At 58.6% G+C, this 20,229-nt stretch carries 15 protein-coding genes and 5 pseudogenes; 12 read left to right on the top strand and 8 right to left on the bottom strand.

Features of this window, described 5'->3' with window-relative positions:
- Together BHE01S_RS37500 and BHE01S_RS35090 are read left to right on the top strand one after the other, a co-directional pair.
- Positions 1-147, top strand: a 147-nt coding sequence (locus tag BHE01S_RS37500) for a 4Fe-4S dicluster domain-containing protein (protein ID WP_157025845.1), incomplete at its 5' end; no start/stop codon positions are given.
- A gap of 326 nt (positions 148-473) precedes the next feature.
- A complete protein-coding gene (locus tag BHE01S_RS35090; RefSeq protein WP_084069582.1) occupies positions 474-866 on the top strand; it encodes a DUF2867 domain-containing protein in 393 nt (130 codons plus the stop codon).
- 36 nt (positions 867-902) lie between these two features.
- Here BHE01S_RS35090 and BHE01S_RS39450 read toward each other — a convergent pair.
- Positions 903-992: pseudogene (locus BHE01S_RS39450) on the bottom strand (UPF0149 family protein); the annotation flags it as partial.
- On the opposite strand from BHE01S_RS39450, the gene BHE01S_RS39445 reads away from it, so the two are divergent.
- The gene (locus tag BHE01S_RS39445) at positions 972-1,340 is read left to right on the top strand and encodes a hypothetical protein (RefSeq protein ID WP_042272940.1); all 369 of its coding nucleotides are present in this window, start codon (positions 972-974) and stop codon (positions 1,338-1,340) included. The pseudogene BHE01S_RS39450 and the gene BHE01S_RS39445 overlap by 21 nt on opposite strands.
- Before the next feature lie 178 nt (positions 1,341-1,518).
- Here the strand turns inward: BHE01S_RS39445 and BHE01S_RS35080 are convergent.
- Positions 1,519-1,857: pseudogene (locus BHE01S_RS35080) on the bottom strand (addiction module antidote protein); the annotation flags it as partial.
- Between the two features lies 1 nt (position 1,858).
- The gene (locus tag BHE01S_RS39440) at positions 1,859-1,951 is read right to left on the bottom strand and encodes a type II toxin-antitoxin system RelE/ParE family toxin (RefSeq protein ID WP_245639956.1); all 93 of its coding nucleotides are present in this window, start codon (positions 1,949-1,951) and stop codon (positions 1,859-1,861) included.
- A gap of 1,012 nt (positions 1,952-2,963) precedes the next feature.
- Here BHE01S_RS39440 and BHE01S_RS35070 point away from each other — a divergent pair.
- Positions 2,964-3,302: a type II toxin-antitoxin system RelE/ParE family toxin gene (locus BHE01S_RS35070; RefSeq protein ID WP_042272934.1), complete on the top strand. Its 339-nt coding sequence runs from the start codon at positions 2,964-2,966 to the stop codon at positions 3,300-3,302.
- A 96-nt stretch (positions 3,303-3,398) separates the two neighbouring features.
- On the opposite strand, the gene BHE01S_RS35065 is transcribed toward BHE01S_RS35070, so the two are convergent.
- The gene (locus tag BHE01S_RS35065; protein ID WP_042272932.1) at positions 3,399-4,802 is read right to left on the bottom strand and encodes a replication initiation protein; all 1,404 of its coding nucleotides are present in this window, start codon (positions 4,800-4,802) and stop codon (positions 3,399-3,401) included.
- Between the two features lie 911 nt (positions 4,803-5,713).
- Here BHE01S_RS35065 and BHE01S_RS35060 point away from each other — a divergent pair.
- The 3 genes and pseudogenes from BHE01S_RS35060 to BHE01S_RS36340 all read left to right on the top strand — a co-directional run bounded on the left by BHE01S_RS35060 (position 5,714) and on the right by BHE01S_RS36340 (position 9,657).
- Positions 5,714-6,925 (top strand): ParA family protein, encoded by a 1,212-nt coding sequence (locus BHE01S_RS35060; protein ID WP_042272930.1) that lies wholly within the window; start codon positions 5,714-5,716, stop codon positions 6,923-6,925.
- On the top strand, positions 6,922-7,890 hold the full coding sequence (locus BHE01S_RS35055; RefSeq protein WP_042272928.1) for a ParB/RepB/Spo0J family partition protein: 969 nt from the start codon (positions 6,922-6,924) through the stop codon (positions 7,888-7,890). The genes BHE01S_RS35060 and BHE01S_RS35055 overlap by 4 nt, the downstream gene beginning before the upstream one ends.
- A gap of 660 nt (positions 7,891-8,550) precedes the next feature.
- Positions 8,551-9,657: pseudogene (locus BHE01S_RS36340) on the top strand (IS110 family RNA-guided transposase).
- A 1,065-nt stretch (positions 9,658-10,722) separates the two neighbouring features.
- Here BHE01S_RS36340 and BHE01S_RS39435 read toward each other — a convergent pair.
- Together BHE01S_RS39435 and BHE01S_RS35045 are read right to left on the bottom strand one after the other, a co-directional pair.
- Positions 10,723-10,930, bottom strand: a pseudogene (locus BHE01S_RS39435) (IS110 family transposase); the annotation flags it as partial.
- 342 nt (positions 10,931-11,272) lie between these two features.
- Positions 11,273-11,500 (bottom strand): annotated as a pseudogene (locus tag BHE01S_RS35045) (IS66 family transposase); the annotation flags it as partial.
- Between the two features lies 1 nt (position 11,501).
- Here BHE01S_RS35045 and BHE01S_RS36225 point away from each other — a divergent pair.
- Together BHE01S_RS36225 and BHE01S_RS37480 are read left to right on the top strand one after the other, a co-directional pair.
- Positions 11,502-12,050, top strand: a complete 549-nt coding sequence (locus BHE01S_RS36225; protein WP_052406247.1) for an H-NS histone family protein — start codon at positions 11,502-11,504, stop codon at positions 12,048-12,050.
- Positions 12,051-12,269: 219 nt separating this feature from the next.
- Complete coding sequence (locus tag BHE01S_RS37480) at positions 12,270-12,668, top strand: hypothetical protein (protein WP_174479556.1); 399 nt, start codon at positions 12,270-12,272, stop codon at positions 12,666-12,668.
- 8 nt (positions 12,669-12,676) lie between these two features.
- On the opposite strand, the gene BHE01S_RS35035 is transcribed toward BHE01S_RS37480, so the two are convergent.
- Entirely contained in the window at positions 12,677-12,868 is a 192-nt protein-coding gene (locus BHE01S_RS35035; protein WP_042272926.1) for a hypothetical protein, read from the bottom strand.
- Positions 12,869-13,179: 311 nt separating this feature from the next.
- Positions 13,180-13,728, bottom strand: coding sequence for a hypothetical protein (locus BHE01S_RS35030; protein WP_245639955.1), 549 nt, complete (start codon positions 13,726-13,728; stop codon positions 13,180-13,182).
- Positions 13,729-14,220: 492 nt separating this feature from the next.
- Between BHE01S_RS35030 and BHE01S_RS39960 the strand changes: the two genes are divergently transcribed.
- The 3 genes from BHE01S_RS39960 (at position 14,221) to BHE01S_RS35015 (ending at position 20,039) form a co-directional block, all read left to right on the top strand.
- The gene (locus tag BHE01S_RS39960) at positions 14,221-14,376 is read left to right on the top strand and encodes an HU family DNA-binding protein (protein WP_407669593.1); all 156 of its coding nucleotides are present in this window, start codon (positions 14,221-14,223) and stop codon (positions 14,374-14,376) included.
- Between the two features lie 7 nt (positions 14,377-14,383).
- Positions 14,384-15,568 carry a PDDEXK nuclease domain-containing protein gene (locus tag BHE01S_RS35020; RefSeq protein ID WP_042272922.1) on the top strand — a complete coding sequence of 395 codons (1,185 nt, stop codon included), beginning with the start codon at positions 14,384-14,386 and terminating at the stop codon, positions 15,566-15,568.
- A 1,618-nt stretch (positions 15,569-17,186) separates the two neighbouring features.
- Positions 17,187-20,039: a sensor domain-containing protein gene (locus BHE01S_RS35015; RefSeq protein WP_167337737.1), complete on the top strand. Its 2,853-nt coding sequence runs from the start codon at positions 17,187-17,189 to the stop codon at positions 20,037-20,039.
- The last annotated feature ends 190 nt before the right edge of the window (positions 20,040-20,229 follow it).

Genomic DNA, 20,229 nt, shown 5'->3' with positions numbered 1-20,229 from the left:
ATGAAGAACGAGGACGGCAGCGACCGTCTGCAGATCAACGCGCAGAACTGCGTGCACTGCAAGACCTGCGATATCAAGGACCCGACGCAGAACATCGTGTGGGTCACGCCGGAAGGCGGCGGCGGTCCGAATTATCCGAACACGTAGCAACTCGCCTCATTCGCCTCCCCAAATAGCCGCATTCGTGCGGCTTACTAGTTTTGGGAAGTATCGCTTCCTCCGCAGGCGTACCTCTTCGAGACAGTTGAAACAGGCTTATTGGCTAGTCATTGTCTTGACGCTGAACACCCCAAATTAATGGAGAGGAAGATGAGTTCAATCAACGAAGAGCATTGAGGCGGAGCCTGCCTTCGTGTATCGCGAGTGAAAAGGAACGCCCGGGTATATATTGGGCACCTGGCCGGCGGCCGAGGGTGGGATTTCGCTAATCCGATCTCATGAAGCGGGCCCAATGTAATTTCGGTGATCGGAGTATGCACGCAGACGCGAAGATCGAACAGGCCAGCTTGCCGTCGGCCTCACAACTGACGTCCTCCCATGGCCGAGCCGATTTTGCCGACGCATTTTCGATCGATCTGCCTAATGCCGCGTCCCAGGACGCGGAGTGTATCGCCCGGCACATCTTCGACCATCAGCCCGAATGGATTGCGACGCTGCTGAAATTACGTGATTGGTTCGTACGGCCGTTTGGTCTGAAGCGCGCTGCGGATCTCTGGGTCGCAGGCGGCGACAAGGTGAACATTTTCCGGGTGTTCGGACGGTATCCGAACGAGATCGTGCTCGGGGAGGACGACATGCATTTGAATTTCCGCCTGTCGGTACTCGTGCAGCCCCCGTCCGGTGACCTTGCGTGCCCGACCGGCTGACAGGAACCGGGGTTGACGGGTTGCATGCCTCGCATCCCAGATCCACGGAAGGATCGTGCCCGGCATGAGCATGTTCGGTCCGGAAATGACGGCGGTCAGAAAGCCGTGCAACATGACGCCACCCATCGCATCGTCGCAAACGGCGTTGCCCGAAAGGAATCGCTCAAGGAAATCAAGCTCTTCGTCAGTCAGTGGAGCGTTAAGTTCGGGATCGGAATGATCGAATTTCATGGGGTTTCCGTGGGACAGGCGGTAGACACGATGCGGTTCGCCGGTGCTGTCATTGCCGCCGATGTTCAGCGCAATGCTGCACTTACGGTAGGCATTTTCGGCAAGCACCAAGGTGTTGCGATTTTCCAGACGGGGTGCCGCGCAAACCAGACGCCGGGTCGGCAGGCGATGAGCGTTTTTGCCGCCCTGTCGGCAGGCCTTCTGTCAGGGTGCGGTACCCCCTGCGGCAACCGCGCGCGCTGACTGGAGCGTCTTCGCGTCCGCCGGACGTAGCTGACGCCCCGGTGGCGCGGCGAACTGTGTCAGATCGCGGGCTGGGTCGACGGATTGGGCGTCAGGCGTGCGCGGCGCTGCTGGATCGGGTGCGGCGCCTGGAGGTCGTGCTGCCCGCTCGCTTCGCGGCCGGGCGGCCTTTCTTCTCCGCTACTACCTTCGTCGCAGACTTGGCCCTGGCGGTCGCTTTCGGCGCTGCTTCGGGCTTTGCCAGCGTGAGGTGCAGGCCCATTGCCCCGATTACCTTCATGATCGTCGCGAACTCGGCATGCCCCTTGTTGGAGAGCGCGCGGTACAACGCCTCACGCGCGATGCCCGACTCGCGCGCAAGTGCCGTCATGCCACGTGCCTTGGCAACGTCGCCCAGTGCCGCCTGAATCTCGACCGGATCTCCGCCTTCGAACGCTTGCGCGAGGTACAGACGGTAGTCAGTTTCGTCTTTCAGGTACTTCGACGCGTCGAACTCCATTAACTCACTAACTTTCATGTCAAATCTCCAACTCTTTCGCGATGGCCTTGGCGCGCTTGATGTCTGCGGCCTGCGTGGATTTATCGCCGCCGCACAAGATGATCACCAGCACGTCCCCATGCTGTGTGAAATAGACGCGATAGCCCTTGCCGATATCAAATCTTCATCTCCGAGACGCCGTCACCTCCGCACGCCAGTGCCCAAGGTTGCCTGACCGTGCCCGGCCAAGCCGACCGGCGATCGCTGTCGCCGCCTGGCTCACACGCGTGAGAGCGAGGCGTCAGATTCGGGTGTGGTAATCAGCTTCGTCATGCGCCAGATTGTAACTCATAGGTTACAGTATATCCAACGCAAATCCGGCCACTCAACACCAGCCCTTTCAAGGGCTTTGCGAGGCAAACCGGCATCCTGGCGACGTGTGAAAGGACAACGGCAAGAAGCGATGCCTGAGAAGAATAGTGACCATAAACAGCAGCGCGTGCCAGTGCAAATCTTCATCGCGCGACTGAGCTTCTCGCCCACGCACGATAAATGCGCGCGCAGGTTGAGGAGATCGATTTACTCAGGATTCCTTTATCTATGGCATGCATAGTTGCTCGCCCACCCCTGTCCGCCTGCCGGCGCCACCTCGCCGGCACTGCAATCTTGTGCGACAAGGCGAGAATTCGCCATTCAAAACCGCAACCCCGACCTGCGCCATGCAGTGCGCCCCTTCGTCCGTCCAGCGCAGCTGTTGCTTATCCGCATGCGGTAGTTGACAACCTGGTTCACCGCGAATTCGGCGATTCCGGTGATCGGCAGATCCTTATCCGTAAGGATCAGGATCGCAAGCGCCTGCGCACAATGATCCTGCAGGGAGCGACTTCGGGCCTCGCGGATCCGGCTGATGCCGACTACCTTGCGATGGCAAGCGTCTATTCAATCCCGTAGATCGTCGCAAACCGACCTGCATTCCTCGTGCCCGAATTCAGGGCCTTTCGTTGCTCGCGTAGTGAGCCGCGGGGGCTGCACATCACCTCTGTCGCCAATGATAGTGCGTGCCGGGGCCAGCTACAGACCGTTAATTGCGATTTCCAGATCGGCGACTTCGAATCGCTGCGCGCCCGCGTACGTACGTCGCGCAAATGACGGTCAAGCCCGTCATCCCGACCCGGCTGGCCAGGCAGGACGTCGAAGAGGAACTGGCCCACTACCTCGTGGACGAAGACTCGGAACAGGCAGCGCTCGGGTTTATCGCGGAGATCGAGCAGGCATACACGCATCTCGCCAAGCACCCCAACATCGGCTCTCTCCGCTACGCGTACGAGCTGGACATACCGGGCCTGCGCTCAGGGTCTCTCGATCGCTACCCGCATCTGATCTTCTACATTGAGCGCAAGGATTACGTCGAGGTCTGGCGCGTCCTCAACGGCAAGCGTGATATTCCAGGGTGGCTGTTGAGCGATGACAGCGAGTTCCATTGACACCATCAGCACGGCACAGAACCCGCGAGTAGCCACTCAGCTAATTTGAGCGTCTATGGAAGGCATGAAAAAAACGCTTCGAGATTTTGATGCCCTCTACTTGCCCGCTCGCGTAGCACTCATTCGTCCAAAAACAAACTGCCCGAGGTACCAACCGAGTTCTGCGTTCGCGAGAATATCGTCTTCGGTGACGTCCGTCGGCTCGAGTTTCATGCGGCGAAGCATCAGCTTGCCCTCGCGGGACGTCACCCAGCCACGGATGAAATCGCGCTTGCTCCGCTCATCGGCCGCCAGGTAGTGCTCGCGGCCGAGCGTCGCTTCCTTGTTCATGCGTGCCCGCGACTCCTCCTCTCTCGACGCAATGCTTCGCGCGACAGGAGCAGGAACGGCCGCCGCTTCCGCGCTCCGCGTGGCTTCGTTGCCCAGCAGCTTCGCCTGTACGTCAACCATCGTCCGCTCGGCCTCCGACATCTTCCAGTTATCGCGTAGCGCTTTCATCAGATAACCGGACGGGCTCCTCTTGACCTGGCCGCGATGCAGCCGGAAGCGCGTGTACTCGATCGCCTGCTGGATACGTTCGTCCGTCCACGTATCGCGATTCTCAGAGATCTCGCTGAACTGTCTGGACGAAAGATTGAACTCGTCCTTCAACACCTTGTAGACATGGCTCGCATCGGCGAGGCTTGCCATCACTGCGTCCGCCGTTTCCTTGCGCCTGAGTACGAAGCGGATGCGATCGATCTTCTTCGACGACGTGGACTCGGTCCTCGTTTCGTACGAGAGTTCGATGTCCGAAACCTCGTTGATTTCCTTGACTGCGGGTTCGAGCCAGTCTCGCTTGAAGTATTTGAAAATGGCCGCGTTCGCGCCCATTTTTCCTGGCCATGATCGCATCACTTCCAGCGGGATCCACTCGGTGCGCCCTCCTCCTACGCTGGGCAGAACCTTGTCGTAGATGGCTCGCGCGAGACTACGTGTGAAAGCGGTCGAGATGCGCAGGCTCAGCCAGTGCGACGTGCGCGGATCGCGAATATGCGGCACCAGAGTCGGGTGAACGTCGAACCGAATGCGGCCGCGATGGAAGGCCACGAGGCCAATGAGCTGCACCTGGACCCATAGATCGTCTTCACGGGGATCGCGGTCGGAAGGCGTGTTCGTTACGCGGATCTTTGCGTTCTGCGCTTCGTCCGCAATCGTCCGCAGATGCTTGAGATTGCGACTGTCATAGCGCATCAGCCATTTGAAATAGTTAAGCTCGACATCGTACTGATCCTGCGGCTGCACTTCCTGGGCGACGATGAAGTACGCCGCGTCCAGGAAGCGTCGCGCCGGCAACCCCATATTCACGATTTCCGTGAAGAAGTTGTTGCGTTGATAGCCGATCTCGCGGCTTGACTCGTTCACGGGCAAACCGAGGTCGAACATGTCCTCGAACAACGCCAGGGCCATCTGCCTTGGCGTCGTTCTCGTTCTGCCCTCTTGCGGATTGTCCGATGCCATTGCGTGGTCTGCACGAATTGAAGTCATGCGACTTTATCACCCGTAGGTGAGCTGTCAACACAACAAACCTCACCATCGTGAGGCGATACAGGAGGGACCCCGCTTTGGCGTCGAACTGCGCACAAGCAACCTCACCGCGCACACAACCAACCTCACCACCGACGAGTCCAGATTCTCGCGGTGTTCCGTGCAACAAGGGTTCCTGTAAGGCTCGCGCTATCTCGCACAATGAATCTCACCATTGTGGACAAGCGGAAGTGTCACACAACGGACCTCACCATCGTGATACTTCGATCTCACCTTTGCGGGTGCAAAACCTCCCCCTAATGCACAACTGACCTCACCTTCAGCACAATCAGCCTCACCTTTCCTAGCTTAAGTGGCTGATTATTATGAAGGGATGGAGATACTGTTAGTTTGTTTGTTCAGTTTTTAGGTTTACAAAACAACTTACAAACAGAGCATCGACTTTCGGTCCTATTGCTGCTTTGCAGCGCACGGGACTCTTGGGAAGATGATGTGACGAGCTACTTCTACGGATTTGTCGTTCTCTGCAACACATGAGTACATGCAATCCAAGGTGAGGTTTATTGTGCGTGCCGGCAACAGTCGACGACTTCAATTGCGCGGAAGGCGTGTGATATGCCGTGGATGATGGTGAGGTTATTTGTGCCGCGGTTCCTTGAGCAGGCCGCTTGCGCTATTTATCGGAGCCTTGCTGGGGGCTAGGCGAGTGCGAAGGTGAGCCTCATTGTGTCAGTTCGAAGAGGCCTTGAGCATGTGGCGATACGATTTTCGGCAATTCGGGCCCAAAAATCGAATGAATTTCTGTGTTTACAGCGATTTAGGCTGAAAAATCCACGTTGCTTCTGTATTATGAGCTTTATCGAAATTTCCTCGAAAACCTCAGAATGGTGAAAACAAGCCAACTTCCAGCAGTCGATCGGACTGTACCCCTGGAACAGATTAGCGCGTTCGCTGAAAAGGTGTCGATTTTTACAGATGAATTGCGCGAAACCATACTTGCTCCCAGGCCTCGAAAGGCGGCCCCAGTGTTCAAGACAGGTGAAATTGCCGCGATGTGCAACATCACCCATTCCCAGGTTCAATATCTGGCCACGAAGGGGGATGGCGAATTGCCACCGGGGACGGCAGCGGGCTCGGGGCGCACCCGGACTTTCACGCTCGAAGAGGCCCGCATCTGGGTACAGAAAGTCTCGGATATCTACCAGACTCCGCTCGTCACCGGGACCAGGGAGCCGGACGGGAAAGTCATTATCACTGCCCAACTCAAGGGCGGTTCGGCAAAGACGACTACCACTATGTGCCTTGCTCAGGGGCTTTCACTGCGCGGGCGCAAGGTTCTTGTCGTGGACCTTGATCCGCAAGCCTCGTTGTCTGAACTCTGCGGCTTATATGCCGAGAAGGACGTAACGCCGGAAGACACCGTACTTCCCTATATTTACGACCAGCAAATCGAAGGCGGATTGGGCGCACGTGTTCAGTCGACCTATTGGGATGGCCTCGACGTCATACCCGCGCACACGGAACTCATCGGGGCAGAATTCCATTTGCCCGCGATGCAGAAGGTCAAGCCGGGATTTAAGTTCTGGACCGTACTGCGGGAGGGCCTCGAGCCGCTGCGCAAACAGTACGACTACATTCTCATGGATACGTCGCCGTCGCTCTCCTATATGAACCTGAACGCATTGCTGGCAGCTGACGCGCTGGTAATGCCGATGGTGCCCGAAAACCTCGATTTCATCAGCTCTCTGTCATTCTGGCGGTTGTTTTCGGACGTATCGAAGAGCTTCATCAAGTATGAGCAAGGGAAGAAGTACGACTTCATCTCCCTACTCTTGTCGAGGGTCGATTATGGACGGACTTCATCGGCGCCGATCGTACGGGCATGGGCGGAGAGTGCCTACGAGAACTGGCTCCATGCGATCGAGGTGCCTGCGAGTTCGGTCATGAGCACCGGAGCGCTGGCCTTTTCCACGGTATTCGATATTAGCAGCTCACATAGCGCAGCCAAGGCACTCCAACGTGTACGGCAGCCCCTCATCGACTATTGCCGCTGGTTGGACGAAATTTATGAAGAAAAATGGAGGACTGCGCAATGAGCAACATGCGTGAACAACTGCTGGCGAAGACGGCGGGTATTCGAAAGACGTCGGCGATCAAGGAAGACGAGGTGAAGCGCTCGGAGCGCACGCAGACCGCACCGGGGCTCGCCGGTGCGCTTGCTGTTGCGCAACTTCGCGTCCAGGAACTGGAGGCAGCAGGCGTCACGTCGGCATTGCCCGTCGCGGAGATTGCGCCCAATCCCTGGCAGCCTCGGCGCATATTCAACGAAGCAAAGCTGAGCGAGTTGGCCGAGTCGATCCGCGAGGTCGGGCAGGTGCAGCCGATCGTGGTTCGCCGCGTCGAGTCGGGCTATCAAATCGTTGCGGGCGAGCGGCGTTGGCGCGCACACAAGGTTCTGGGACTCGATACGATCAAGGCGGTCGTCGCGGATTGCTCGGATTCGGATATGGCGGTTTTGGCGATGGTTGAAAACGTCAGCCGCGACGATCTATCGGACTATGAAATCAGCCTGTCGATCCGGCGCACAGAAAAGGAGTTTCCCGACCGGAAACGACTGGCGGAAGCGCTTGGCCTCTCGCGAAGCGGTCTCTTTCAGTTCCTGAGTTTCGACAAGCTGCCAGCGTTTATTCTCAAGGATCTGGAGATTCAGCCACGTCTGTTGGGTGCCAACGCTGCCGAGGCGATCGTGTCGGCGATCCGGAAATTTGGTGAAGCTGGCTTGGCGGCGGCAGGAGAGTTGTGGCCGGACGTTGTCTCAGGGGATCTTGAGCAAGGAAAGATCGCGGCCGCAATCAAGCTGCTCGCGACACGGGGAGCAACCTCCACGACCGCAAACGAGAGAAGTATCGACAAGTTCTTCGCCGGCAAGGAGCACGCGGGTTCGATCACGAAGGATGTGAACGGGTTTGCAGTCAAGTTCAAACCGGGAATGATTACCGAGACTCTTGAGGCACAGATCCGGGCGCTTATCAGTCAGTCGTTCAATCAGCACCCGAAATGAAGTGAGTAACCTTATTTAAGCCCGCCTGGTGCGGGCTTTTTTGTTATGTATGCCGCGCAATCCATAGTATGGATATGAGGGCATGTGCCGGACGGAGTCTTTCTCTATGAGGGGCCCGCGCCTAAAGACAAGCCCGTGGATGGGAAAGTCCATAGTATGGATTGGGAAGTCGTGGAGAGCTTGGTAACGCGCAGTATGACCATAGTTGCTACGCAAACCGCAGCCGAGGGACGGGGGCGAGAGCGTCGCAAGTCTCAAGAGTCCATAGTATGGATTTTAAACGTCGATCGCAGGTTCTTTTGGCACAACGTGAGTTTCGAAACGCCATGACGCTTGTGCCGCGAGTTGGCACATCTCATAGCCCGGTCCATCGTTTGGACTCGAGCCAAGGGCAGTCGTAGACACGTCGGCTCTTCCGCTTTTTCGGTCCTTTGGCACCAACATAGACGTATGTTGGCGTGGGCCATACGATGGATTCTGCTTGTCAAGGCCGACGCACGCACCGGCAATATAGGCCCAAGTTAGATTGCACTAGACATAATGGTCGCTGCTGATTGGACACCATGAGGGCCCGTCTTGTGTATCGTTGGGTTGCGCACCGAAGTGTGCCGAGCCACATACGCCTGGGTTGGCCAAGCGCGGAATTTCAGGAGACGGGCCATAGACAAGGTTATCAAGTTTTTGGTCGGACTGGACGTGCATAAGGACAGCACCTCGATTGCAGTGTGCGAGTCTGGTCGGGAAGATGCGCGGTCTACCGGCACCATCCGGTATGACGTGCCAACACTGCTGAAAATTCTGCGCAAATACGGCGAAGCTGCACAGGTCAGCGTGCTCTACGAGGCTGGGCCAACCGGCTATGGGCTGTATCGCGAACTCTCCGGTCATGGCTCCCATGTCAGGTTACCGCTCCCCTGCTGACGCCGCACCGCGGCGGGGACCGGATCAAGAATGACCGCCGCGACTGCCTGCGCCTGGCAGGATTCTCGCGGACCGGTGAACTCGCGGCGATCCGGATTCCCGATGCTGCGCATGAAGCACTGCGCAACCTGTGACGTGCGCGAAGACGCGGCGAACATGCAACTCGAGGCCCGTCAACAACTAAAGGCATTCCTGCTGCGTCACGGACGCATCTATCCGTGCAAGACCGCCTGGAGTCGCATGCATCTGCGCTGGATCGCCGATCGACGGTTCGGGCAAAGCGCCGATCAGCTGGCGTTTGCCGAATACCAGCATGCCGTCGAAGACACCCAGGCTCGCGTGGAGCGGCTCAGTGGCGCCTTGGGACATAGCGCACTGGTGAACAGGTCGCATCGGTGGTAGCCGCGCTACGGGCCCTGCGCGGCATCGACACGGGTGGCGATCGGACTGGTAGCGGAGGTCGGTAACATAGGTCGTCTGGCCACCGCCCGCCAGTTCATGGGTTACCTCGGGGACTGGTTCCCTCGGAGCATTCCAGTGGCGCCAGCGTGCGACGAGGCGCGATTACCAAGACCGGCAATGCACACGAGGCGACTGCTTATCGAATCCGCTTGAAATTACCGGTTCGCTCCGAGCGTGAGCAATGAACTGCGCACCCGCAAGCGAGCGTTGGCGCAGCCGATCCGGGAGCATGCCTTGGAGGCACAGGTTCGCCCGTGCGCGAGATTCCAGCGGCTGCGCAACCGCGGTGTCCAGGCCAACAAGGTATGCGTAGCTGTGGTACGCGAACTGGCCGGTTTCGTTTGGGTGATTGCCCGCATGGCGCCGTCTGCCGCGACGCCCTGAATATTGAAGGCCATCGAATCGACGGGTAATCTGGAGATGCGGTACGGCTCACGAAAGCAAGGATCATCGTCGACATTACGTAAAGAAGGTCTGCGGGCCACCTGCGTCACTAGAGCGAGGCAGCTTCCTTGACGGATCGAACCCAACCGCGACTATCTAGCCAACCGCTAGAGCACGACTCTCGCGGTAACCAATCCGATCAACCGAGCTGGCGCAACTTCAAGGCTATGAGCTAGCGCGAGAAATCTCAGTTCGGTATGCCGCGGAGGCGGAGTTGTGAGATTCGCATGTCGCGCACAAAGCTCGAACGCTGCAGGTTCCAAACAGAAGCTCGCAGATCCGGTGCGCAGCAATTTAATTATGCAACTAACCGTATGATGTCGCTCAGCATGCAAAGCCGTCAACGGTAATTTGTGGACACTGGCGCAGTGTGCTGTCAGAGACCCAGGACTCGCAATAGCGGTAATGCGCCGCCGGGAAGGCAACGGGATGCTATTGTGCGCTGGCGCGGCTGTCTGCTCCGTGAAACATAAGCAAAAAGAAGCAAAACATTCGCAAACCCTTATCCGGTGCCGCATTGGCCGATATTCTGAATAATGTTTCACGGTTTTGTGATGCCATGAACTACGGGAAATGTTCTTCAACCCGAATGTGCGCTACGCAGAACGGCTACATAGATATTATGTATTGAAAATTACGTAATATGTATCAAATATCATTGGCAAAAGCCCAGAGGAACAGGATGGTTCGCGAGGAGGGAGGTATATGGCGGCAGGACGGACTGCCCAAGAGTCGTCTGATTCTCATCGCTACGGTCGACGATTAGAGTGAGCAGAAACTGGGTAGGCTCCCGAGAAACGCGGCGCGTACTGGCGACCGCGGCGCTAGCGGTTTGACTTCCCGAGGAGAACGAAGCGCGCGATATTGTCGACGGAAGCGAGCAAAACGTTGAGAAGCTATCGCGAAATGTCGTATGTTCTTCCAGTTTTCGCACCAGCGTTTCGGCCGAGGACGGTACTCGGACTCGCAACGCTGTAGCCAAGCTGCGCGTTGCTCGTCGAGGCAAGGCAGGCCGTCGCCTGGCCAATCTCTCCAGAATGCCGACAACCACCTTCTCCAGCGCTACCCGGCCGACACTCATCGCCTCACCGTACTCGGTCAGCAGTCCACGTGGGCTGTTGATCTGCATCGTACAAAACTTCACGAGTTGCTGGCGCACGCGATGCAATGCGAGCACGGCCTGCCGGGCCCGGGTTCTCACGGCGACTTCGCCGGTTTCGGGGTCTACCCGACGTACCTGCATCACGTCCTTTGCGATGTCCCCACCCATAACGTTAGCTTCATGACGAACCTCTCTATCGACCAGGCAAGTCGCTATCGGTACAGACTTCAATTTAGACGATGTTGCCAACTGGAGTGGTCCTGACCGCTGGTGATGACGAACGCGAAGTGATAAACCGAATCGGCCGGGTATATGCGTACACCTGTTAGCCGAGCGCGGCGGCGTGTCATGTCGACGTACATGGCTAACGGAATTACCGTAAGCACCCGGTGAAGGCATCTTGATTGCATAAGGCTCGAAGGCGAGGATCGTGTCCATCTAAATTTTTAATGGACAGATGTACCGGGTATCTGCGGGCTCGTGATGGACGTCTGTACGCGGCAGACCGGGCGGCAAGGTTGCCCGCCTCGGCTTTTGGCGCTGGCCATCGGTTCGAGGTGTCGGTCGCAACTGCTCCAGTTCAATCTCGAGCGCGGCCAGATCGGCGTCAATCGCCTCATTGAGCAGGCTCATCTGCTCGCTGCTGCTCTGTTCACTACGCCGGCCGAACTGCATCCGCTTCTTGGACGCAATCCACTCGAAAATTGCAAAACTCCAGAAGCAGGCAGTGGCGCATGCCGAAAAGCAGTCGTCGGTGGGCCTGACGAAAATCCGTGACCTGATGCATAAGCACGGACTGACTGTCGCTGACATCGAGGGCTTTATCGCCAAACGGCGCGGTCGCAAGCCTGCGGCGACGCAGGCTAAGGCGGCAGCAAAAGCCCCGCGTGCAGCCGTGCATCACGTTGCGCCGAAATACGCGGATCCGAAAACGGGCGCGACGTGGTCGGGCCGGGGACTCGCGCCGCTCTGGATTCGCGACGTCAAGGATCGCTCGAAATTCCTGATTGAAGCCGGTGCAACGACGAAGGACGCTGGCGCAAAGGCGGCGCTTGCGAAGAAGGCTGCCGCGAAGCGTGTCGTGGCCCCAAAAGGTGGCGAAGACGGCAGTAGCCACGAAAAAGGCTGGCCGGGGGGCGGCCGCTCCGGCGAAGGGGGGGGCGTGGACGCAAGGCCGCAGCATCTGCGAAAAAAATTTCGGCACCGCGCAGGGTCGCAGCCAGAAAGGTAACGGCCACAGTTGACTCTGCTGCTACCACGCCCGAAGTCGGAGCAGCGTAACGGGTAGCGGGCGATCCAGTTGTGGCTGGCGAGCGACTTGCTGGCCATATTCCATTCGCGGCTCGCTACGACTGATCACGCAGGTCCCTTCGCGCGTCACCTTACGTGAGAGCGGCGCTACGTTTGTCCATGAGGAAGCGCCCACGCAGATCCGCCGGTCTTAAGCCCCATGTCCTACCGTTTCGAGCTTGTGTCTCTCGCGTTGCCAGCGGACTGTCCTCCGGAGTCGGTTCCTCCGTCGGTCGACCGGCTGATCTTGCTCGCATGGCCGGGCATGAGCCGCGCACAACTCCTGGACCGTGCCCGTCGGCTCGATATGCGTGCATCGCTGCGGGTGCAGCCTGGTATCGAAGCTGATGGGCTGACGCAGTTCAGGTTGACGCTCAGCCTTGTGGATGAGAGCTTCGAACTGACCGCCCATGTACGGTGTGTGCGTCGCCGACGCAAGGGCGCCCGACGCCAGAAACCTTCACTGCTTCCGGCGCGCGATCAGGCAGCAGAGACTTTTCTGCGTTTTCTTGCGCCGCACGACAACGCCGGTCGTCAGGCAGGTGTCACCTCAGGATAAGCAATCCGCTAGAGAATCCTGAGATTGCGAATCTTTCCAATGGTCGGCGAGTGCTCGACGATCAGGTTCGCGATGAACTCCGGCAACAGCGCGCGCGGCACATTTGCGGGAATACCGGTCACGAGTTGCGACGGCACCTGAACGATGAATTCTTCCGGCGCAGAGGCCAGGCTATGTTCATATGCGACGCGAATTTCCATTGTTGTGTTCGTTCGGGGGACGTGGTTGCCAGCAGCGCGTTGTCCGAACGTTGCTGAATGGCCTGTTGTGAGCGCTTGCGCGCTTTCGCGGGCAATAACAGGGCGTGCCAATCACGATCCCCGTTCATTCGCGGCGTACGCACTGTGGTTTGGTTGCCATCTATGGGGGCTGGTTACCATTGGGCTGGTGAGAACAAACCGTATGCCATTTGCTCGCAGTTTTCTCGCACCCGCATGTTTTCCACTGCCTGCAAGCTTTACCGCACGTCGCGTTGACTGATGAGTGATACCGAGACGGGAAACATGATGAGTTACCGCGCGACCTGAAGGCGGCTGTCGTCGGTGCGGGTATCTTGCGCCGCGAGATTAACAAGTTTTCCAAGATGGTCACTCGCCCGGACAACGATCTCCATCCGCGTCACGCAGAGCTGGCGATCGTACTCATTGATCACGGTGGTGAGGCCTTCGATCAACGAATCAGGCACATTCCATACTCCGCCGCTATCTGCCCCGGCGAGCACCTCTCCGAGACCACGCTCGACACATTCAATCTCTCCGATATCGAGCTTCCCGTGCCCCGCCCGGGTGATGAAGCCCGCGATGATGACGACCTGCGAGACGAGATTGATCAATGGTCGGTCCGCTTCACCATTGCGCAGGCGCTCAAGTGCAATCCGTGCACGCAGTGCGAGATCCGCGGCTTCGTTGCGGGGCATGGGGAGAAAGAGCGACTTTGCGTGCGATCCGGCCGTCGGCCGACGCATTGAGCGGGAGTTCTTCTTGTTGGGCATGTCCGGCAGCTGGTTGATCTGGATTTGACACGCCATATTGGGATCACACTTGCCGGCATCAAGTGCCACTATCAGATTTTACCTTTGGCGACGCGCGCCCGGGTTTTCACGCTCTGCGCTGGCCGTTGCGGCTCTTCTCGCGAGGTGACGGCTGCTGCTCCCCGATCTTCCGCCCGTCCTGAGTATTCAATGTATTTGTGCAACTAACGGTCGTCGCGCTGTGCCTGCAACGTGCGCCTCACGGCGGCAGGAGTGACCGGCAACGAGGGAGTGGGTACAGACCGTGGCTGATGCACGTGGGATACGCGCTCGTGGCGTCGACCGGGCAGAATGGCTGGAATCGGGCTGGCGAAAGGAAGGGCGCACCCGAGTGCCTGTGCGCCCTGGATTTGCCAGCATGCGGCACGTGCGGTAGGGTGCCAGGTTTCACATCCTGGACAGGAGTGGCCGTGAGCAGGCAGGAACGGAATGATACGGTAGTGGCTGGTACCAGCGGGAGCAAGACCGCCATGTCCGACCGGGTGAACGCCGAGCCCGGGATCATTATGCAGGCACTTGCCGATGGAGGCTTCCGTGCAACCGGTCGGTTCCGGCTCATTTTCTGTAGTGCGCCACGCGGCCCGCGCCAGCCGCAGTTCGTCTACCGGCGCGGAAATCTACATCCCCGCGGTGAAGATGGTGAATTCACTGCTGGCAAGGCGCTCAGGGAGACGGTGACCGCGTCATGACGAAGCCTGTGATCGTGCCTGGCGACTACGCCGGACTTCATGATGGCGTGGTCAGGGTGGTCGAGTCCGCGCGACAGGCTGCCGCACGCAACGTCAATGCGGTCATGACCGCTGCCTACTGGGAGATCGGGCGGCGCATCGTCGGCAGCGAGCAGGGTGGCAGGGCACGTGCCGGCTATGGGCAGGCGCTCATCGCACACCTCGCGGACGACCTGACGCGCCGCTTTGGCCGCGGGTTCGGGCGGGCCAACCTGGCGAGCATGCGCGCGTTCTATCTCGCCTGGCCTGAGAAAGAGATTTTCCAGACGCTGTCTGGAAAATCGGAGGCTCCCGGGAATGTCCAGACACCGTCTGGAAAATTGCCCCCGGCAGACGACGCCGTCACCGCGGGTGCAACGACGCCCGACTACCTGTCGCTGGCCAGCCGTTTCACGCTTCCATGGTCTGCCTATGTGCGGCTGCTTTCCGTGAAGACGGCAGCCGCCCGCACCTTTTATGAGACGGAGGCGTTGCGGCAGGGCTGGTCGGTACGTCAGCTGGACCGTCAGATCGGCAGCCAGCTCCATGAACGACTGGCGCTCTCGCGCAACAAGGCGGCCCTCCTCAGCAAGGCCGGCGATGCGCAGCCGGGCGACGTTGTGACACCCGAAGAGGCGATCCGTGACCCGTTCGTGCTCGAGTTCCTGGATATCCGGGACGAGTACTCGGAGTCGGATCTTGAAGCGGCGCTGATCCAGCACCTTGCGGACTTCCTCCTGGAACTCGGCGATGACTTCGCCTTCCTTGGCCGTCAGCGTCGCCTGCGGATCGACGACACGTGGTTTCGCGTCGATCTGGTGTTTTTCCACCGCGGACTGAAGTGTCTTGTGATCATCGACCTGAAGGTCGGCCGCTTCAGCTATGCGGACGCCGGGCAGATGCACCTGTACCTCAACTACGCACGGGAGCACTGGATGAAGCCGGGTGAAAACCCGCCAGTCGGACTGATACTGTGTGCCGAGAAAGGGGCGGCCGAAGCGCACTATGCGCTCGACAACCTGCCGAACAAGATCCTGGCAGCCGAGTACCGGACAGTGTTGCCAGACGAGACGCTGATCGCGGAAGAGCTCGAACGAACCCGCATCGCTCTGGAAGAGCGCAAGCAATCCGCTCGTCCTGACGAGGCTGCGCCGGAATCCTGATTACGGTAGCCATGACCACAGCAAATCGGTATCCGTTGAAAGGGCCGGGTCGCTTCGCCTCAATCAGGCATGTATTCGTCGGTTGCATTGCGAATGCCTCGACAATATATTCGCGACCGGCATGTTTCAGGGATCTGGCTGAGGTATTCGCAGTACTGATTATATTCGATTGTGACGTTCGACCTGTTATGAGAATTCATCTGGCTGGCCTCCTCGCCGGCGGGGGCAAGGTCACTTCCGGAAAGCGATCTGGTTATCTCGCCTCGTTGGCGTCTATCGAGGCGTAGCAGGTCTAAGGGAAGGTATCGGAGAGGACAGACAATTCGGTACCGACAGGTTATCGATGCCATTGCCGACATTGCGGCGGGCGCCAAGCATTGGCACTGGGCTGTTCCCACGTGATGGCGAAACCGTCGACACGCTGCTCAAACACGTTGGTGTCGCCATGGCCGTAGCATGTACCGGTTCTCCGAGGTCGCGACGAACGAGGCGGCGATGCGCGCGATGTAGATCCAGCGCGCGTTGCATGACGCGCCTGGAGCCAGTACCTGGAACTACACTCTTGGAGCAAGCGCGGCGCCCGCCGGCGCGGAGGCGCTGCTTCGACTGAACCACCCCGATCTGGGCTTGCTCATGCCGCATGAACTCATACCTGTCGCGGACTCCCAGTTCGATGCGAATTTCGCGTTCGAGATCGGCGTGCTGTCGGTATGCCCCCCCACGAAGATATTGCCGTCGGGGCCGCGCGCAGCACCTCGGCGATACGAGCCAGCACGCCAGGCGATTCGGGTAGCAGCGTGGTACCGCCCGCGTTGAACAGGGGTCTTCGCGTCGATGCCGATCTCCACACCGCGCCGCAGGCATGATCGTGATCTCGCCGCGCTGGTGCAGCGTTTCGAGCGCGGCCGCGTAGGATGAGCCAACGGCCAGCGTAGCCATCACGACTTTCTTGTCATCGCGGCGGGTGGAGATTTCGACCTTGCCCCCGGGGATCACGAAGATCAATCGTTCGCCTGCAAAGCCTTCCGAATAAATGATCTCGCCCGACGCCGCCGTACGTGATCATGTTTGACTGCGATTCAGGTTCTATCCCCGCAAATTGATTCCATTGCACGCATTAGTCTGACTAGTTGTTGCTTATGCGAAGTGGGTGCTACGTGCCGCGCTTACGGCATTTCCCAGGACGTTCTTGAATCAGATTACATAGACGGCACGTATGGAAAGCGTGGCGAAAGCTTCTGGTATGAGAATGTGCGTCGTAGTGTCATTCGTGTCTTGCAGAGGCAAACGGTTGCGTTTGCGCGAAGTGCGAAAAAGAGGGCGCCGAATTGCATCGACATGGTGAATCATACAGGGCTGCATGCGCTTTGACCGGGAAGAGTTGACAGGAAGATGTTGAGCGATACCCAAATGATTTCGGACGAGGTCAGCGCTCTTAAGGAATCCGGTAGTCTGCCGTCACCGAATAGATGGCAGGCAGTCTCGCGCGTTGTTGACGTCGCCGGGCTCGGGAACGGGGGTGCCGGTGGCGTTATACGGATAACAGTCTTTTGACAATATGAATAACCCTGAAAGAGAAGCAGAAAGCGGGTACAGCATACCGGTCGCGGACCTGCCCATGCCCGTCATTCGCTACGACGCGCACGGCCAATGGCGCTACATGAATCACGCGGCCCACGCGATGATGAAGGCCGCGTCCGGAGGCCCCAGTGCGCCAGATGTCGAAACCACAGTACTTGCAGCGACGGTGCAGCGGCAGTACCTGGATGCCATCCGCGAGGTGGCAACCACGGGCGTGGCTCGCGAACTCGAGCTCACATTCGATGGCCTGCCCGAGGCGCAGCGTGAGCACTACCTTGTGCAATTCACGAGCGATCCGGTTCAGGATGGCGCAGCCGGGGTGCTCGCGATCTATTTCAATATGACCGCGGGAAAACGCGCGGAAGCAAAGCTCCGTGAGCGTGAGTCGTTCCTTGAATCGCTGCTCGATACCATCCCCATTCCCGTCTTTTCGAAGGACAGGCAGGGCCGTTACCTGCACCTCAATCGCGCTTTCCAGGAATTCCTTGGTGTACCGAGGGAGCGCTTTGTCGGCAAGACCGTCTTCGAGACGAGTCCGCACGAGCTGGCGCAAACCTACTTTTCGATGGACGAAGCGCTGTTCGAGAAGGGTGGGATTCAGCGCTATGAATTCAAGGTTCAGAACGCGCAGAAAGACGTGCGTGACGTGGAGTTCAGCAAGGCGGTGTTTCATGACGATCAAGGGCGCCAGGCCGGCCTGATTGGTGCGATCCTGGACATCACCGAACGCAAGCGCGCGGAGTTCGAGCAGCGCACGCAATTCGACCAGATCCTCCAGCTCAACAAGAGCCTCGAAGTCAAGGCGCTCGAATTGTCTGACGCGCGCGCACAGTTGATGACCGTGCTTCATACGATCCCCGACATGGTATGGCTAAAGAGCACGGCTGGCGTTTTCCTGCTGTGCAATCATAGCTTTGAGCAGTTTGCCGGCAGGTCGAAAGCCGGAATTCTCGGTAAAACCGATTACGACATCTTCGACGCCGAACTGGCTGACTTCTTTCGACATCGGGACATCGCGGCGCTCGATGCCATGCAGGTGTGCATCGACGACGAGTGGGTTGTCGCCCCGGCGAACCGCGAACGCACTTTGCTCGAGACCCGGCTGCTGCCGGTGTTCGATGCAGAAGGGACGGTTGCGGGTGTGCTTGGTGTGGCACGGGACATCACCGAACGGCGTCGTTTCGAGGAAAGGCTCTCCCGCCGGGAACACGAGTTTAGAACGCTCGTCGAAAACTCGCCTGATACAGTGGCTCGCTACGGAAAGGACTGCCGGCGCATCTACGTCAATCCGACTTTTGCGTCGCTCTCTGTCGGCGGTGCAGACGCCTTGCTCGGCAAGGCGCCGAGTGAGTTCCCTGGTGGTCCGGACACCGTTCTCTACGAGAAGCACATCGCGGACGTATTCGCGACGGCGAGAGACAGGGAGTTTGAGCTGACATGGCAGGCGAACGATGGCAGGCGACTGTGTCACCTGATCAGGCTGACACCAGAGCTCGGTGCGAATGGCACAGTGGAAACGGTCCTCGCCGTGGGACGGGATATCTCGGAGCTGCAGGCGTCAAGAGTAAAAATCCACCGCCTGGCGTATTTCGACGCGCTTACAGCACTGCCGAACCGCGTCCTGTTTAACGAGCATTTGCGCCAGGCAATCTCAGTCAGTTCGCCTGATCAGGTGACAGCCGTCATGATGATCGATCTGGACCGTTTCAAGGGCGTCAACGATACGATGGGTCACGCGGTCGGAGACGAACTGTTATGCGAGGCGGCGCGTCGTTTGCTCGCCTGCGTCCGTCCCGGCGATACCGTCGCCCGCTTTGGCGGCGATGAATTCGCTGTTCTGATTCCCGGGATATCAGCGCGTGACATCCTCGAGCAGATCTCCGCGACGATCATCGATCGCCTCGACGAGCCATTCCTGCTCGGCGCAAGGGAAGTGTTCGTTTCATGCAGTGTTGGAATTGCGCTCTATCCTGATGACAGCACGGACGCGAAAGATTTGCTCAGATATGCAGACTCTGCCATGTATCTCGCGAAACGCTCCGGGCGGCGCGGGTACCGTTTTTACACGAAGGACCTGACGATCGAAGCGACTGCGCGTCTCTCAATCGAATCGGAACTGCGTCGTGCGATCGATCAGGCCGAGCTTGAGCTCTACTATCAGCCACAGGTTTTGCTTCGCAATGCAGAGGTAATCGGATCGGAAGCATTGCTGAGATGGAATCGACCCGGAGTCGGGTTCATTCGCCCTGCGCAGTTCGTACCGCTTGCGGAGGAAACCGGCCTCATTGTCGATATCGGGCGTTGGGTACTTCGCGAGGCATGCCGTGCCGCCGCTGAATGGAATAGCGCCAGTGACAAGTCCCGCAAGGTGTCGATCAATCTCTCGGCCAGGCAATTCCAGGCTCGCGATCTCGCGATAACGATAACGGAGATCCTTGACGAAACCGGCTGCAGACCCGAGTGGCTGGAGTTTGAAATTACCGAAAGCCTGCTGCTGGAGGAAGACGACTCGGTCATGACTTCGCTTCTGGCATTCTCAAGCATGGGGATATCGATTGCGATTGATGACTTCGGCACTGGCTATTCGGCTCTCAGCTATCTGACCCGATTCCCGATTGACACGCTCAAGATCGATCGTACGTTTGTGCAGCAGGTCACGACTGATCGCCGGCATGCCGAGCTTGTAAAGGCGATACTTTCGATCGCGCGCTGTCTTGGACAGCGTGTCGTCGCTGAGGGCGTCGAGACGACAGAGCAAGCTGCGTTTCTCGAGGCTCATGGCTGTGAGGTTGCCCAGGGATTCCTCTACAGCAAGCCTCTGCCAAAATCTGCCATGCCATCGCTTCCCAGTCATCTCCGCCCGAACGCGATGAACGACGGCAAACCGTGAGAGCGGAGTGCGGATTCGCGAGCATCTACGTCTTCATGCTGGTCGTGCGCGCGATGAAGCTAGCCGCACCCCGCCTGGTCGCCGAAAATGCAGACGGGTGTCGTTCGCATACCGGCGTTTGAAGTTTCTCGAAAGCGTTCAGCCTTCACGGGTGTCGGCGATTTACTCGCCCACTCATTCACCCAGGTAA

Source organism: Paraburkholderia heleia NBRC 101817, from assembly GCF_000739775.1.
Classification (GTDB): Bacteria; Pseudomonadota; Gammaproteobacteria; order Burkholderiales; family Burkholderiaceae; genus Paraburkholderia; species Paraburkholderia heleia.
The sequence above is the reverse complement of the archived record's forward strand: the minus strand, read 5'-3'. Positions and strand labels throughout refer to the sequence as shown.